13 protein-coding genes are annotated in these 15461 nt (G+C 53.2%); all 13 read right to left on the minus strand.

All coding sequences use genetic code 11. The features are described 5' to 3' along the window. Positions 1-4: 4 nt before the first annotated feature. The 13 genes from aroF to thrS all read right to left on the minus strand — a co-directional run bounded on the left by aroF (position 5) and on the right by thrS (position 15343). Positions 5-1051: a 3-deoxy-7-phosphoheptulonate synthase gene (gene aroF / locus MKY64_RS18000; RefSeq protein WP_339254986.1), complete on the minus strand. Its 1047-nt coding sequence runs from the start codon at positions 1049-1051 to the stop codon at positions 5-7. Between the two features lie 261 nt (positions 1052-1312). After that, positions 1313-2269, minus strand: coding sequence for a 4-hydroxy-3-methylbut-2-enyl diphosphate reductase (locus tag MKY64_RS18005; protein ID WP_036722368.1), 957 nt, complete (start codon positions 2267-2269; stop codon positions 1313-1315). Between the two features lie 57 nt (positions 2270-2326). After that, entirely contained in the window at positions 2327-3778 is a 1452-nt protein-coding gene (locus MKY64_RS18010; RefSeq protein ID WP_209872944.1) for a sensor histidine kinase, read from the minus strand. 1 nt (position 3779) lies between these two features. Further along, entirely contained in the window at positions 3780-4466 is a 687-nt protein-coding gene (locus MKY64_RS18015) for a response regulator transcription factor (RefSeq protein ID WP_036722376.1), read from the minus strand. A gap of 130 nt (positions 4467-4596) precedes the next feature. Continuing rightward, on the minus strand, positions 4597-6258 hold the full coding sequence (locus MKY64_RS18020; protein WP_339254985.1) for a S1C family serine protease: 1662 nt from the start codon (positions 6256-6258) through the stop codon (positions 4597-4599). Between the two features lie 263 nt (positions 6259-6521). Further along, positions 6522-7733 carry an MFS transporter gene (locus MKY64_RS18025; protein WP_340954812.1) on the minus strand — a complete coding sequence of 404 codons (1212 nt, stop codon included), beginning with the start codon at positions 7731-7733 and terminating at the stop codon, positions 6522-6524. A 156-nt stretch (positions 7734-7889) separates the two neighbouring features. Beyond that, on the minus strand, positions 7890-8885 hold the full coding sequence (locus MKY64_RS18030; RefSeq protein WP_340958114.1) for an ROK family protein: 996 nt from the start codon (positions 8883-8885) through the stop codon (positions 7890-7892). A 267-nt stretch (positions 8886-9152) separates the two neighbouring features. Further along, positions 9153-9806, minus strand: coding sequence for a response regulator (locus MKY64_RS18035; RefSeq protein WP_036722382.1), 654 nt, complete (start codon positions 9804-9806; stop codon positions 9153-9155). A 64-nt stretch (positions 9807-9870) separates the two neighbouring features. After that, on the minus strand, positions 9871-10935 hold the full coding sequence (locus MKY64_RS18040) for a sensor histidine kinase (protein WP_340954815.1): 1065 nt from the start codon (positions 10933-10935) through the stop codon (positions 9871-9873). Then, complete coding sequence (gene liaF / locus MKY64_RS18045; RefSeq protein ID WP_340954817.1) at positions 10936-12015, minus strand: cell wall-active antibiotics response protein LiaF; 1080 nt, start codon at positions 12013-12015, stop codon at positions 10936-10938. A gap of 236 nt (positions 12016-12251) precedes the next feature. Beyond that, on the minus strand, positions 12252-12398 hold the full coding sequence (locus MKY64_RS18050; protein WP_200869501.1) for a hypothetical protein: 147 nt from the start codon (positions 12396-12398) through the stop codon (positions 12252-12254). Between the two features lie 134 nt (positions 12399-12532). Beyond that, positions 12533-13234 carry a 3D domain-containing protein gene (locus MKY64_RS18055; protein ID WP_143803748.1) on the minus strand — a complete coding sequence of 234 codons (702 nt, stop codon included), beginning with the start codon at positions 13232-13234 and terminating at the stop codon, positions 12533-12535. A gap of 171 nt (positions 13235-13405) precedes the next feature. Beyond that, positions 13406-15343 (minus strand): threonine--tRNA ligase, encoded by a 1938-nt coding sequence (gene thrS, locus MKY64_RS18060; RefSeq protein ID WP_209872960.1) that lies wholly within the window; start codon positions 15341-15343, stop codon positions 13406-13408. Positions 15344-15461: the final 118 nt, after the last annotated feature.

Below are 15461 nucleotides of genomic sequence, written 5' to 3' on the forward strand. Positions count from 1 at the left end.
ACAATCATACTACAGGCGCAGCCTCCAGAGACGGAGAGAACTTGCGGCCCACCAGCGGTGCCAGCTTCTCCAGATCCCGCAGCAGGCTGTCGAATTGCTCAGGGAACAGAGACTGAACGCCGTCTCCGGTCATGGAGTTATCGGGGTCGGTATGCATCTCGATGATCAGACCGTTGGCGCCTGCAGCAACCGAGGCCTTGGCCATAGGGGCTACCAGTTCGCGGCGTCCGGTGCCGTGGCTCGGGTCAGAGATTACAGGCAGATGGCTGAGGTTCTGCAACACAGGAATGGCCGACAGATCCAGCGTGTTACGCGTGTAAGTCTCGAAGGTACGGATGCCGCGCTCGCACAGCATGACATCCCGGTTGCCCCCCGCGAGAATGTATTCTGCCGCGTTCAGCAGCTCATCATAGGTCGCACTGAACCCGCGCTTCAACAGCACAGGACGGCCGCAGGTCCCCAGCTTGCGCAGCAGGTCAAAGTTCTGCATGTTGCGTGTACCTACCTGCAGAATATCCGCATGCTCAGCACAAATATCCACGTATTCCGGCGTCATGACCTCAGTAATGGTCAGCAGGCCGTGACGTTTGCCGGCTTCCGCCATCATTGTCAGCCCTTCCACGCCAACCCCTTGGAAGCTGTAAGGTCCGGTACGCGGCTTGAAGGCACCTCCGCGCAGTACCTGGCCGCCGGAAGCCTTGACCAGCCGGGCAATCTCATCGATCTGCTCCGGAGATTCTACGGCACACGGACCGCCCATAATAACCAAGTTCTCCCCGCCGATCTTCACTCCGCGGATATCGATAACCGTATCCTCCGGATGGAAGTCGCGGCTCGCCAGCTTATAGGATTTGGTAATCTTAACTACATTCTCCACGCCCTTCATCTGGCGAAGATGCTCGGCTAGCTTCGGAGTGACGCCCCCTACCAGTCCGATTACGGTATGGTCAGCCCCTACAGAGAGATGGACCTGCAAGCCTTCCTTCTCAATCACGGCAATAATCTCACTCACCTGTTCCTGAGGTGTTTGGTTGGATGTAATAACGATCATATTATAGCTCCCCTTTTGGACCCGTATTAGTGTTGTTGGATAGACCGGCACACTGCTAATTCTCTGATTTACTATTTCGCTACGACGCGTGTACGCTTTTAAGCACTAAAGTAATTTTATCGCATATTCCCCTTTCAGTCAACCATTATTCCCCGTTCCGTGTGAATTCTATGTGGCAAAAACGAAGAAAGCAGCACAGCCCTCTCAGGCCGCACTGCCGGTTATCCGCTATGAGTTCATCGTTATTGTTATGCAGACCTGTCAGCTGGTGCTGGCAGTCTTGTTCTTCACAGGAGGCAGAAGCTTCGCCATATTGACTGTGCGCTTGATCTCCCAGGTCTCCGGCTTCGCTTCGTCATACTGCTCCAGATAATTAATGACTTCCTTGGTGATCGGCGTCGGCGTAGAAGCGCCGGAAGTCACACCTACCTTGGTGATTCCCTTCAGCCATTCTGTATTCATCTCGGATACATCCGAGATGCGATAGGCTGTAACTCCCGCGATCTCCTCTGATACCTGCGCCAAGCGGTTGGAGTTATTGCTGCGCGGATCACCGACCACAATAACCAGCTCGCACTGGCCCGCCTGCTCAGCGACAGCCTCCTGCCGCACTTGCGTAGCCATACAAATCTCATTATGAACTTCGGCACCAGGGAAGGTCTCCAGCAGCTTGCGCATAATATGCTTGATATCCCACTGGCTCATTGTGGTCTGGTTCGTAATGACAATCCGTGAGGAAGGGATAGAGAGGCCGGCAATGTCCTCTTCTTTCTCGATCAGATGGACATGCTCCGGCGCAATTCCCACCGCACCTTCCGGCTCCGGGTGGCCTTTCTTGCCAATATAGATAATCTCGCAGCCCTCATCAACCTTCTCCTTGATCAGGTCGTGCGTCTTCGTCACATCCGGGCAAGTAGCATCCACCGTAGTCAGGCCTTTGGCGCGTGCCACCTTACGTACTTCAGGCGATACGCCGTGGGCTGTGAAGATGACTGTTCCCTTATCTATTTTATCTAGAATATCCAGACGGTTATGCCCGTCCAGCGTAATAATTCCGTCATCCTCGAAGGAGTTCGTGACATGGCTGTTGTGCACAATCATGCCCAGTATATAAATCGGCCGGGGCAGATCCAGATTCTGCGCAGCCTGCCGTGCCATCACCATAGCATCGACGACGCCATAGCAATAACCCCGGGGAGAGATTTTGATGACTTCCATGAATTCACCGCTTTCTGCTGTCAATGACTGCTGTAATAGGAGCCACTCAATTATACCCTATTCCAGCGGCGGGGCAAAGAGAAGCGGCAGCCAGATCACAAAGGTCGTCCCTTCCCCCTGACGGGTGACCACCTCAACAGAGCCTCCGTGCTCCTCAATAATCCATTTGGCAATGGACAGTCCTAGCCCGATGCCTTCCGTAATTCCTCTGGATTCATCTGCACGGTAGAAGCGGTCGAAGATATGCGGCACCTCATCTTTGTCCATCCCGATTCCCGTATCAGCAATGCGGATTCCCACCTGATTCTGATACAGCAAGGCATCCAGCGTTACCTCACCGGCCGGAGTGTATTTGAACGCATTGTCAATGAAAATAAACATCATCTGCTGCAGGTAATCCTTATTCCCCAGGATATACTTACCATTCAGATGGCCCATCTCACCTACAGACCACTCCGCTTCGCGCGTCAGGAAGGACGCCCGGCGGGCTACCTCAGTCATCATCGGCTCCAGCGCTACCGGCTCGATCTCGAAGGTCCGGCCGGTATCCGCCCGGGCCAGGGAGAGCATATCCGCTACCAGACGGCTCATGCGTGCCGCTTCATCGGCGATATCCTTCACCGATTCAATTGAGAGCTGGCGGATATCCGCCTCAGACATCCGGCTGTCATCCGGCTTCATTTCCCAGACCTTTTGCAGCAAATCAATATTCCCGCGGATGGTTGTAAGCGGTGTCCGCAGCTCATGCGAAGCATCCGAGACGAAGCGGCGCTGCGTGGCATAGGCCTCCTCCAGCCCCGTATAGAAGCCTTCCATCCGCCCGAGCATACTGTTCACCGTCTCAATCAGCCGTCCGATCTCATCCTGCGGACCGTCATATACGATCCGCGAGCTAAGGTCAGTTCCCGTCTGTATTCCATTCGCAGCTTCAATGACCTTGCCAATCGGACTCATCGCCTTGCGGGCCAGGAAGAGGCCGAAGGTGAAGGCTGCGAGCAGGGTAGCGAAGGAGCCGGCCAGCAGAATATTCTTCAGCCGGTTCAGCAGCGTGACCTGTTCCCCCGTATAGACGGCGACCTGAAGGACAGCAGGCGCAGGCAGACTGTTGTTGAGCGTTACATCAACCGCCCGCTGATAGATCAGGAAGGGGTTACCGCCATAGCTGGCCTGCAGGAATCCCTCCTGGTTATGCAGGTCCTCCTTGGCGGGAACCTGGAATTTCAGTTTAATTTCGGTCATATTTGGGCTTAGAATCAGCCGGTCCAGATCATAGATGTACATTTGGGCGAACAGGCTCTGACCCGCTGGTCCCCCAAGCACAGGCTGCAGGTTTCCGTCCGGGCTCAGGCCCGCCTTCAGCTCTACCTGATGCGATTGATTCTGGAGCCGGTTTTTCAAATCGCCGTACGTATTAATATAGACGAACGCATAGATCACGCCGGACAAAACCAGCAGCATGACAGCCAGAATTCCCGAATACCAGGCAGTAAGCCGCAAACGTATGGACATATTAGTCACCTCTTAGGATGTAACCGGCTCCCCGGATCGTCTGAATCAGTCGTTTGCCGCCATGCTCCTCCGTCTTCTGACGCAGCATTGCAATATATACCTCCAGGACATTCGATTCCCCGCTGTAATCGTATCCCCAGATCTTATCCATAATGAGATCGCGGGAGAGCACCCGCTTCGGATTCTGCATGAACAGATGAAGCAGCTCGAATTCCTTCGCCGTCAGCTCCAGGCGCCGCCCGGCGCGGGTCACTTCCCGGGAATCCACATCCAGCGTAATATCCTCATAGGTGACGGCCTGATCCGGGCTACCGCCCTGCTCGCTTTTGCGCCGGAGCAGTGCCCGTACCCGTGCAAGCAGCTCCTCCAGCGCAAACGGCTTCACCAGATAGTCATCCGCGCCCAGGTCCAGCCCCTTCACCCGGTGCTCGATTTCATCCTTTGCCGTCAGCATCAGCACAGGAACGCTGCTCCCGCCCTCCCGCAGACGGCGGCAGACCTCGAACCCGTCCACCTGGGGCATCATAACATCCAGAATGACCACATCTGGGTCACTGTTCAGAACGGCACGCAGCCCGTCAGCCCCGTTGGACGCCGTCTTGACATCATAGCCCTCAAAGGCCAGCCCGCGGCGGAGCATAGAGGTTATTTTCTCATCATCATCAATTATCAGTATATTCGGTCGCATCCGGCAGCCCCCATTGTCTCATTCATATATCTCTATTGTATCAGATGCACCAGTCTCTCCGCATCCGTACACGAACAGCACAGAACGGAAGGGTTGCCCCTTCCGCTCTAACGCCCACCGCATGATGTGCTTATTGCTTCTGAGTCTGCGTGGTCTCGAAATCATTCTTGTTGCCGATCGTTACCGGCAGATCCAGCTTTTTGCCGTCACGGACCACATTCAGAGTCGCCTTATCGCCTACCTTAAGCGTCTGGATGTAAGTGATCAGATCCTGGCTGGTAGCATAGCTCTTTCCGTCAATTCCTGTAATGATATCGTAAGGACGCAGATCCGCTGTATAAGCAGGAGATTTAAAGACAATTTCAGCTACTACAGAGCCTTCTTTAATCGTTGTCCCCATTTGCTTGGCAACTTCATCGGTAATCGTCATCAGAGTAGCCCCAATGAACGGCACCGGTTCCTTAGGAATTTCCTGATTGGCTTCAAGCTTATCTACCACGCCTTTAATGGTATTTACCGGAATCGCAAAACCGATCCCTTGGGCATCTCTGCTTACTGCAACGTTCATACCGATGACCTGGCCATTCATGTTGAGCAGCGGTCCGCCGGAGTTCCCCGGGTTGATCGAGGCGTCGGTTTGCAGCAGATTTTTGTAGGTTTTTGTACCACTACCGTCTTCTTCGGCAATATCAATACTGCGGCCTCTGGCACTGAGCACCCCGGTTGTCACTGTATGGTCGAAGCCCTGCGGGTTCCCGATCGCCACAACCTCTGAGCCGACCTTAATGCTATCGGAATCGCCAAGCGCCACAGACGGGAAGTCCGAGCCTTCAATCTTCAGTACGGCGAGATCCAGATCCTTGCTGGAGCCCAGCAGCTTCGCTTCATAAGTCTTGGAGGTGCCGTCTACGGTAACCTGAATGACATCGGCACCATCTACCACGTGCTGGTTGGTCAGTATATAACCGTTCGAATCATAGATGAAGCCTGTACCAATACCGTAAGGTGTAAGCTGCGGAGAAGAATTATTCGAGCCCGGCTGGGATTCCGAATTATTCGAACCGGAACCTCCGCCGCCGAATTGATCACCGAAGAAGAACTGTGAGAATGGATCGCTCATATTCGGGCTGCTGCTTCTATTCCGCGAGTTGTTCGATTTCACCAGCGTCTCAATCTTGACGACTGCCGGCCCTACCCCTTCAACTACGCCGGATACATCTCCCGAGCCGGTGACCAGCGCCGCTGCGGAAGTGGAAGGTGTAATATTAGCATTGCCGCTTGCCGTCTTCCCTGCCGGATTCGTTGCAACTGTGGCTGCCTCCTGGCCTCCGGTGAACCAGTTCCCCCGGTCTGCCATGAACATGGAGCCTGATAAGACTACCATTCCGGCGAGAAAAGATACCAGTACCGCCTTCACCGGCTTCTTCGGCTTACGGTTGTACTGCCAGCCGTTGCCCCCCTCAGGAGGATTGCCGCCGCGTCCGCCGTTCCCGTCATTGCCGGTAGTGCGAAGCGATGTGTTATACGGTAAGGACTTCACCGGCTGTGGCGGTGTAACCTCTACCCGCTCAGGATCGCGGCGGTTATAATGCTGCGGGTCATTGCCGTTCATCTCATCATTGTTCAGCGATTTGAAAGGTCCGTAAGAATAGTAGTAGGAGCCGCCTTCTGCGGTTGAATTAGTGCTGTTATCAGTATCATTATGATTATTGTCCCATTCACGATCCGGTCCCGGTTCATGATCACGATTGTAGTTGTTCTCACGATTGAAGTTGTTTTTGTTATCGTCCATGTTTACTTTCCTCCCGCGCCTTGCCGTGTCAGGCAAAGTGTTATTTGTTTTGATGTCCTTATTTTGTACTGTAAACCTTAAGGTCACATTAAAAACAATTTAAGCGGAGATAAAAGATACCAAGACGATGATGGATCGTTGATTAATCAAACAGATCTTCTACACTACGGATAGGCTTCACCTCCATAGGTTCTTTGAATGCGGCCATATGAAAGTAGGCGGCCAGCCAGATGATTGCGCATATAAGAATATAAGCCATCCGTTTATTCCCTCCCTAAAGTGGATTGGCCCAATAGCCGGTTCACACGCTCTGTACTGCCGAACATGAAGATCAGTAACGTAAGTACAGCAAAGGGGAAAACGGCAATGCTGGTGCGCACGGATAAAAGTCCGAATAACGGCGGAATTAACGTTGTCCCCGTATAGGCTACCGCCATCTGATACCCGATTAAGCGGGCTGCATTCTCCTTGCCGAACCGGACCGGCGTCTCATGCAGGAGACCCGGATAAACCGGTGCGAGGCCAAGACCAATCAATATCAGGCCTGCAAGCGAGAGGGCCGGATGGAGCGGGATTACAAGAATAGCTCCGCCTATAATGGTCACCAATTGACCGTAACGGATAAGCAGGCGGTTATGGACTTTTAAAGTGATGAAGCCGGTAATCAGCCTGCCAACTGTAATGCCCGCATAGTATACGGAGATCCAGGCCGCTGCTGTATCTGGCGCAACTCCCCTTGCGCCTACCAGATAACTGGCGCCCCACAGTCCAACCATTGCTTCTATCCCGCAGTACAACAAGAACGTCAACAGAGTAGGCTTAACGCCCTGCAAGCGGAGGGTGTTCGCCTGCGGCTTAAGGTTCACTGCCGTTTCCTCTGGAAGAGTGCTGCTAAGCGCTGCGGGAAGCTGAGGCTCGCGCGTGGCAGCAACCTTTTTCCATAACGGAAGTGTCACTAACAGAAGCATTGCGAATCCGAACTGAATGATGGCCACAACCGCATATCCCCCTCTCCAGGACTGGGCGTGTACGAGATTGACTGCCATAATCATGGGTCCCAGGGTCGCGCCTACGCCCCAGAAGCAGTGCAGCCAGCTCATATGATGAGCCTTGTAATGTTCAGCCACATAATGATTCAGTGCCGCGTCCACTGCACCTGCCCCAAGACCCAGCGGAACGGCCATTACAATGAACCACAACACAGATGGAGACACGGAGAATCCGAACAATGAGGCGGCGGTTAAGAGGCAACTGACAAAGGTAATTCGTCCTGTCCCCAGGCGCTTCACGATTGTGTTGCTGAACAGACTGGACACGATGGTCCCTCCGGCAATAATCATCGAGATGATTCCCGCCGACCCCAGCGATGAACCCATCTCTGGCCAGATCACAGGCCACGCAGAGCCAAGTAAAGAATCGGGAAGTCCCAGACTAATAAAAGCCAGATAAATAATAATCAAAAAATACGTAGACAATGATTCTCCTCCTAAAACCACTTAATAAATAAACTTTATAAAGTATATATACTAAGTATGTTCTCTCTCTTATTTTTTGTCAAGGAGTGGATTGAATGATTCAAAAACAACAAAAAAACCCCTGTATAGTTAACAAGGGTTCTTAGTACGTTAGGTCTAAACGGGCTCCGGCTCTAACTCCTTCAGGGTCAGCCTGCGCAGACCGTGCTCGAAATCTTCCTGAAAGGTATGCTGTAAGATGACTTCCGGATAAACAGGCATGGGGTGCTGAAGCTGATAGGCTGTCCAGGCCGATGTCCAGACGGCATCCTCCACTCTGTCCTGATAGATGACAATTCTATCCGGGGCCAGCACAGCATTCACCGTCTGTAAGATCCTGCAGGTTGCAGCTATGAATGTGTCCCGGGGGATCTCCAGGCTCCACTCAGGCATATCAGGAAGGAACTTTACCTCTCCTGACATCCCCTGATTTCCTTTTAGAAGGCTGCCGTGCAGGTATATCCCCATACCCGGCGGGTAACCGTTCGGAAAGTAGAGACCCAGTAAATATTGCTCTTCGCCTTCGCTATGCTTCATGCAATATCCGCTGATCGCGGCATTCACATCATTCTCCACCAGAATAGGCAGCCCAAACCGGGTTTCAATCTCTTCTATTAACCGGGTGCCCGTCAGCTCCCGGAGACTGCTAACCTTAATTTCACCGTTTACCGCCTGTCCCGGAATACCTATGCCAATGACCTTGATGGAAGGATACCGGTTCAGGGCATGTTCAATAATTGTATAGCAAAAATCTCTTTCGAAAACCGGGATGATATGCTCATCCTTCATCAGAATATCGTCCTTCAAATTGATAACTGCGGCGGAGATCAGTACTTTTCCCGCTTTTTCTGTCACGTACATCACCAACGCGAGACTGAAATCGTAATTAAAGCGATAGGTCTGTGCGGGTCTGCCCCCGTTGGAAGGCACCACCAAGTCTTCAAACAACTCCCCTAACTCGGACAGCTCCTTAACTAATGAGTTCACAGTTACTACGCTTAGCTTGGTCAGTGCAGCTAGCTGGGGTTTTGTAGCCGTCTCCATCCGTTTCATCACCTGGCGCACATTATTCAGGTTAATTTCCTTCATCAGATTGGCGTTTGCTATTCGGATAGCCTCCTTATCGGTTCACTATATAAATTGAACTAATGTTTTTATGTTTTGGAATTAGCCGTGACTCCAGAGAAGTTTTGGACTTCCGGCCGCTGTTGTCTACAGATTTCATGATTTTATACCGTTTTTAACGGTTGAAATCCGTAGACAAAGGCGGTCGCTACCGCTCCTCCAGTTCCAAAATTCCCCTCCGCCACTTTTCCTTTAACTTAAATTTTTAGTTCAATCTATATAGATCATTAGATTTAGTCAAAAAACCGGCAGCTGCTACCCCTGCGCCCAGCCCTTGCGGTGGGCGTAGATCGCCAGCTGGGTGCGGTCATCCAGTTCGCATTTCATCAGCAGGTTGCTGACATGGGTCTTCACGGTCTTGATGCTGATATGCAGCTCCTCGCCGATATCCTTATTCGTCTTGCCCTCGGCGATCAGCAGCAGCACTTCCTTCTCCCGCTCGGTCAAGCCGGAGGTGTCGCCCTGGACCGTGCGCTGGCGGATGCCGCGGGTCAGCGCCTGCGACACATCGCCGGTCATCACCGGCATGCCGCGATAGGCGCCTTGCAGCGCATAGATCAGCTCTTCTGCCGAGACGGTCTTCAGCACATAGCTGACAGCCCCGGCTTCAATCGCATCGACCACCAGATCGTCCTCCAGGAAGCTGGTAAGGATGACGATCTTGAGCCCGGGGAATTCGGCCAGGACCGCGCGGGTGGTCTCAGCCCCGTTCATCACCGGCATCATCAGATCCATCAGCACCAGATCCGGCAGCGATTCCTGTCCCAGCTCGCGCAGCATCGCCAGCGCTTCATGACCGTTGGCTGCTTCTCCGATCACTTCAAACATCGGGTCCAGCATCAGATAGGTTTTGAGGCCCATCCTCACCATATCGTGATCATCTACAAGCAGTACTTTTACGAGACTCATTCTGTACTCCCCCTAACATTGTGTAAAGCATGATTCAGCCCCGGCTTCATCACCGCTGAGCCCATCAAGCCTCTTCAGAATCGGCTTCAATCCCGTCAGCAGCGGTCTCCGCGCGGCCTTGGACAAACTTTGGAATATGTACGCGGATCGTCGTTCCCGCTCCCCTGCGGCTGATAATCTCGACCTGACCGCCGAGCTTCTCGGCACGCTCACGCATAGTTGTGAGCCCGTAGGAGCCTTGCTTGTGCTGCACGTGCTCGAAGCCCTGACCGTCATCGCTGATGCTCAGCACCACCTGGCGCGGCACCTCCCGCAGGGACAGACTGACCACCCGTGCACCGGCATGCTTCACGATATTCGCCATTGATTCCTGAATAATCAGGAACAGCTGATGCTCAATCGCTTCGGACAGCTCACCCTGAAGCTCGAGCTCCTTCACCCCTTTGAGCCCGTTCTGGCGGCAGTAATCCGGGAACCACTTCTCCAGTGCCTCGAACAGATTGCGCCCCTCCAGCTCCACCGGACGCAGCTGTGCGATCAGCGCCCTCATCTGCTTCTGTGCCATCTGGGACATGCTGATCAGCTGATCCATCACCGTCTGCCCGTGCTCTGCGCTGCGTTCAAGCACTTTAGGCAGCGAAGAGGCGGACATGTGAATAGCGAACAGCTGCTGGCTCACCGTATCATGCAGATCCCGGGCCATACGCCTGCGCTCTTCCAGTACCGCACTCTCCGCTGCCTTTTCCTTCTCAATAACTTCCTGTTCTCCGAGCTGCTGAAGCCGCTTCATCTTCTTCTCGACCGTATCCATCATGATGTTGAACTCATGGTAGACACGTGCGAAAGACTGGTCCTCGCTCTCCGGCATCCTCACCGACATATTGCCCTTAGCCACCTGCAGCATATTCAGATCCAGATGATCGATCCGCCGCTGAATCCGCTGACCGGCGATGTAACCGATGATAACTGTGAACAGTACAATGCCCAGACACAGGTAGATCCACATCCGGGTATCCACCACCTGAATATAGCCCAGGCATGTCCCCGCATACATCAGCCCCGCGCTCACCCCGCCGCTAAGCAGGAAATACACCAGCAGCATCCACTTGGTATTACTGAAGATCCCCATTTAACCCACCGTTTTAACTTTAACGTCACCGATGAAGCAGCTAACGTTGATACGGACCTTTTTGCCCGATTCCTTGTAATACGGCGTCTTGCACTGCACATTGCTCATGAACCCGCTGCGCGACTGCTCAAGCACCTGCATATCACCGATGAACGAGCTGCCATTCACAGACACCCCGAGATCCATATCGTCTGGAATGTATACCTTAATGTCGCCGACAAAAGCAGAGATATTAATCTTGGTCTCGCCGTAAGGAATCTGCGCATTGGTCAGGTCCAGCACCGTATCCCCGATAAACTGGGAAATATTGGTCCGTTTCAGTTGAAAATGCTCCTTGCCCATATGCACATCACCGATAAAAGCCGAGCGGTTCGTCGCATCCTTATCATTCCCGGAATCCTGGAACTCCTCATGCCATTCGCCATGACGGCGGGCATGCCGTTCCTGACGCTCCTGACGTCTGCGCTCCTGACGCTCCTGCTTCTCCTGCCAGCGGGTATCTGCCGAGTCATGCAGCGGGTTACCGTCTGCGTCTTCCTCATTCTTATGCAGATAATCATTCCAGTTCCGGTCCACGCTGCCTGCCGGCTTGCCGAATTTCTGCTCGAACTGCTGATCGAGCGTAGATTCGAGCGGAGCGGGCGGCGCTGTATCCAGCGGACTCTTACCGGGTCCAGGCGGGTAATAGCCGGGCGGTGAAGGCGGTGCCGGAGGTATAGGCGGAGTGCCCGGCCGCGGTCTGAAAATGACGGATAAGCCGCCGCCGATCAGCATGACCGGAATCAGCATTTTGAAGAAGTCGCTTGCCGAATAGTAGAACCAGTCTAAATTCCGTCCCAGGAAAAATACACCGATCGCCAGATATATAAATCCGCCGAGTGTTGCAGAGAATCTTGAACGCTCCTCATCCGGGGCCAAAAACCGTTGTACGCCCATCACGATCAGAATAACCGGCCAATAGGTGGAGATCAGTGAACCCAGACTGAAATCCGTATAGCCCATCTGCCGGAGCAGGAACATTCCTCCAAGACCTACGAGGAGCAGGCCTCCGAGTACCTGGCTGGTGAACCTTCGTTTCATAATGTCATCCTCCTTGTCGTAAATACAACTCTTCCTTTTGAACACTTATAGCCTTAGTCTACAGGAAGAATGCGGCGGAGAACAGCGGCGTAAGAAGGAACCGCATCTCAGTCTCCAGACCGAGACAACTGGAATAATAAGTTAAATTATAAACGCATAAAAAAGCTGCCCTCCAGCCCGTAATCCGGACATGGGAGGACAGCTTGTTGCTTCAGGAGCTTACCGGGAACCCAGCATTACTGCTGCGGTTTCTGAGCCGGCTTGGTCATAGAAGAGCTGCTTTGCTTAGTTGCACCGTCATTTTCAACAGCGAACTCTGCATTGTATTTTTCATTTGGTGTTTTGAAGTTTTCTTGTACCTTTGGTTTCTTGGAATTAGCCACGAGATTCACCTCCCTATTGTATCGGAAGAAGCAAGTATTTGCCCCAGTCGATATTATGGGAAGCAGCCCGCTGTATTATGCATGCTCACGTGAAAATAAATTCAAACTCCCGGATTGTCCAGCGAAAGCATCCGTTAAATAGCTTCTTCCAGCAAATATTGCGGAACTGCATTATAAGTCTGGATGGCATGGCCAAGGCTCTTCAGCATACTTTCCGTGCATTTGCCGTCGCCACGTTTGATCACTTGAACCACGACCGACTTCTTGCCCCATTCCTTGTAGACCTGCTTGGTGGTGCTGAAGTAGAGATCGATCTTTCGCCCTTTGATTGCCGATCCGGTATCGGCCACAATTCCATATCCATAACCCGGTATATATAAAATACTCCCCAGCGGCAGCACCTTCGGGTCCGCTGCAATCGTGGATACCGCATTCTTGTCCCGCCGTACCTTCACTCCTGAATACGTAATCCCGTACTCCGGATGCTTAGCGGTCTTGCCGGTGGATTCGTATCCGGCTGTATAGCCGGTCGCCATTACTTTCAGCGAGGTGATAATCTGCTCTGGAGCCGGAGCGGCTACCGGTACCGAGCCGGGTGCTTTGACAGCATTCTTAGGCTTAGCTGCCTGTACCTCTGGCTTAGCAGCTTTGTCTGCAGCATCCGGCTGTACGGCTCTTGAAGAGCCTCCAAGACGGGATGCTGAGCCTGCCTGCTGACGATCAACGGGTGACTGCTTCTGTATGCTGCTTCCATGCTGCCCTGCAGTGTCCTCCATCCCTCTCGCCTGGGCTGACTTGCGCGCGTAATCCGGGAAGATCCCGGCAGCGGTCAGCATAAGGACGATCGTGACGAAAAGACACCAAAACCTCTGGTATAAGCCCATTTTGTTCATTAGTTAAACCCTCCCCATAGTACGAGGGTTTCCCGATTCACAAAACTTTATACATGACACCGCGCCATAGCGGTCTCACGAGGCTTATAACAGAGGTTCAGTAATCAGACTGAATTAAATTACACGTCCGGCAATTTCCTGTGCAAGTGAATCAATCGCTTCCTGCAGAGGTTGGGCACCGATATCCCCTTCACCGCGTTTACGTATCGCTACGCTGCCCGCGTTCATCTCGTTCTCGCCGACCACGAACATGTACGGCAGCTTCTCGAGCTGAGCTTCACGGATCTTGTAGCCCATCTTCTCATTGCGTAAATCCACTTCCGCACGGATGCCGCTGCGCAGCAGCTTCGCTTCCACTTCCTTCGCATAGTCGTCGAAGGCTGACGATACCGGAATAATCTTCACCTGCTGCGGAGACAGCCAGAGCGGCAGTGAACCGGCAAAGTTCTCCAGCAGGAAGGCTACGAACCGTTCCATCGTTCCCAGAATCCCGCGGTGCAGGACAACCGGACGGTGCTTCTGGCCGTCGTCGCCTACATATTCCAGCTCAAAGCGTTCCGGCAGCAGGAAGTCAATCTGTACGGTCGAGAGTGTCTCTTCTTTACCGAGTACAGTCTTAATCTGCACATCTAGCTTCGGACCATAGAAGGCTGCTTCGCCTTCGGCTTCGTAGAACGGCAGGCCGGCTTCTTCGACTACCTCACGCAGCATACGCTGTGCAGTTTCCCACATCTCGTCGTTGGCATAATATTTCTCAGTATCCTTAGGATCACGATAGGACAGGCGGAACCGGTAATCTTCAATCCCGAAGTCGCTGTATACCTGCTTAATCAATTCCAGCACGCGGATGAACTCGCCCTTGATCTGGTCCAGACGGCAGAAGATATGCGAGTCATTCAGCGTCATGGAACGCACGCGGTGCAGACCAGTCAAGGCTCCTGACATTTCATAACGGTGCTGAATCCCAAGCTCAGCAATACGGATCGGCAGATCGCGGTAGCTGTGCATCGAGCTCTTGTAGATCATCATATGGTGCGGGCAGTTCATCGGGCGCAGCACGAACTCTTCGTTATCGATAGTCATCTTAGGGAACATATCTTCCTGATAGTGCTCCCAGTGCCCGGAAGTCTTGTACAGCTCTACGTTCCCCAGTACAGGAGTGTAGACATGCTGGTATCCGAGGCTTGCTTCCAGATCGACAATATAACGCTCCAGAATACTGCGCAGCTTCGCGCCCTTAGGCAGCCAGATCGGCAGGCCTTGTCCAACTAACTGGTTGAAGGTGAAAATCTCCAGCTCCTTGCCCAGCTTCCGGTGGTCGCGCTTCTTCGCTTCCTCCAGCAGGCGCAGATGCTCATCCAGCTGTGCCTTTTTGATCCAGGCTGTGCCGTAGACACGCTGCAGCATCTTATTCTTGCTGTCCCCGCGCCAGTAAGCCCCGGCCACATTCATAAGCTTGAATACCTTGATCTTGGCCGTAGACGGCAAATGCGGGCCACGGCAGAGGTCGAAGAATTCGCCCTGCTCATAGATCGTGATGACACTGTCTTCCGGCAGAGCTTCAATCAGCTCCAGCTTGTAAGGATCACCCAGCTCGCCGAAGCGCTCCAGTGCTTCCCCCCGGCTGACCTCATGCCGGACAATCGGCAGATTCTCCGAGACGATACGGTCCATTTCCTTCTCAATCTTCAGCAGATCCTCGGGATTGAGCGGATGCTCCAGGTCCATATCATAATAGAAGCCGTCTTCGATCACAGGACCGACTCCAAGCTTCACTTCCTTGGTGCCGAACAGGCGTCTTACCGCCTGCGCCATCAGGTGGGCTGTACTGTGGCGCATCACTTCAAGACCTTCCGGCGAATCAAGAGTTACGATCTCTACCAGATCGCCTTCCTGCAGCGGTGTTGACAGGTCTACGACAATCCCGTTGAGCTTGCCTGCTGCGGCGTTCTTGCGCAGTCCGCTGCTGATAGAGGCGGCTACATCATCAATGCTGCTGCCGTCTGCGTATTCCCGGACCGATCCGTCCGGAAGCTTAATATTTACTGACATGATTACTTCCTCCTAAGGTTTGTTGGGCTATACTTCCTTGAACTCTTCACACAAAAAACACCCGTCCCGCAAAGGGACGAGTGATTGCACCCGTGATTCCACCCAAATTCGATCTATC

It is taken from the genome of Paenibacillus sp. FSL R7-0210, assembly GCF_038009085.1.
Classification (GTDB): domain Bacteria; phylum Bacillota; class Bacilli; order Paenibacillales; family Paenibacillaceae; genus Paenibacillus_AQ; species Paenibacillus_AQ silagei.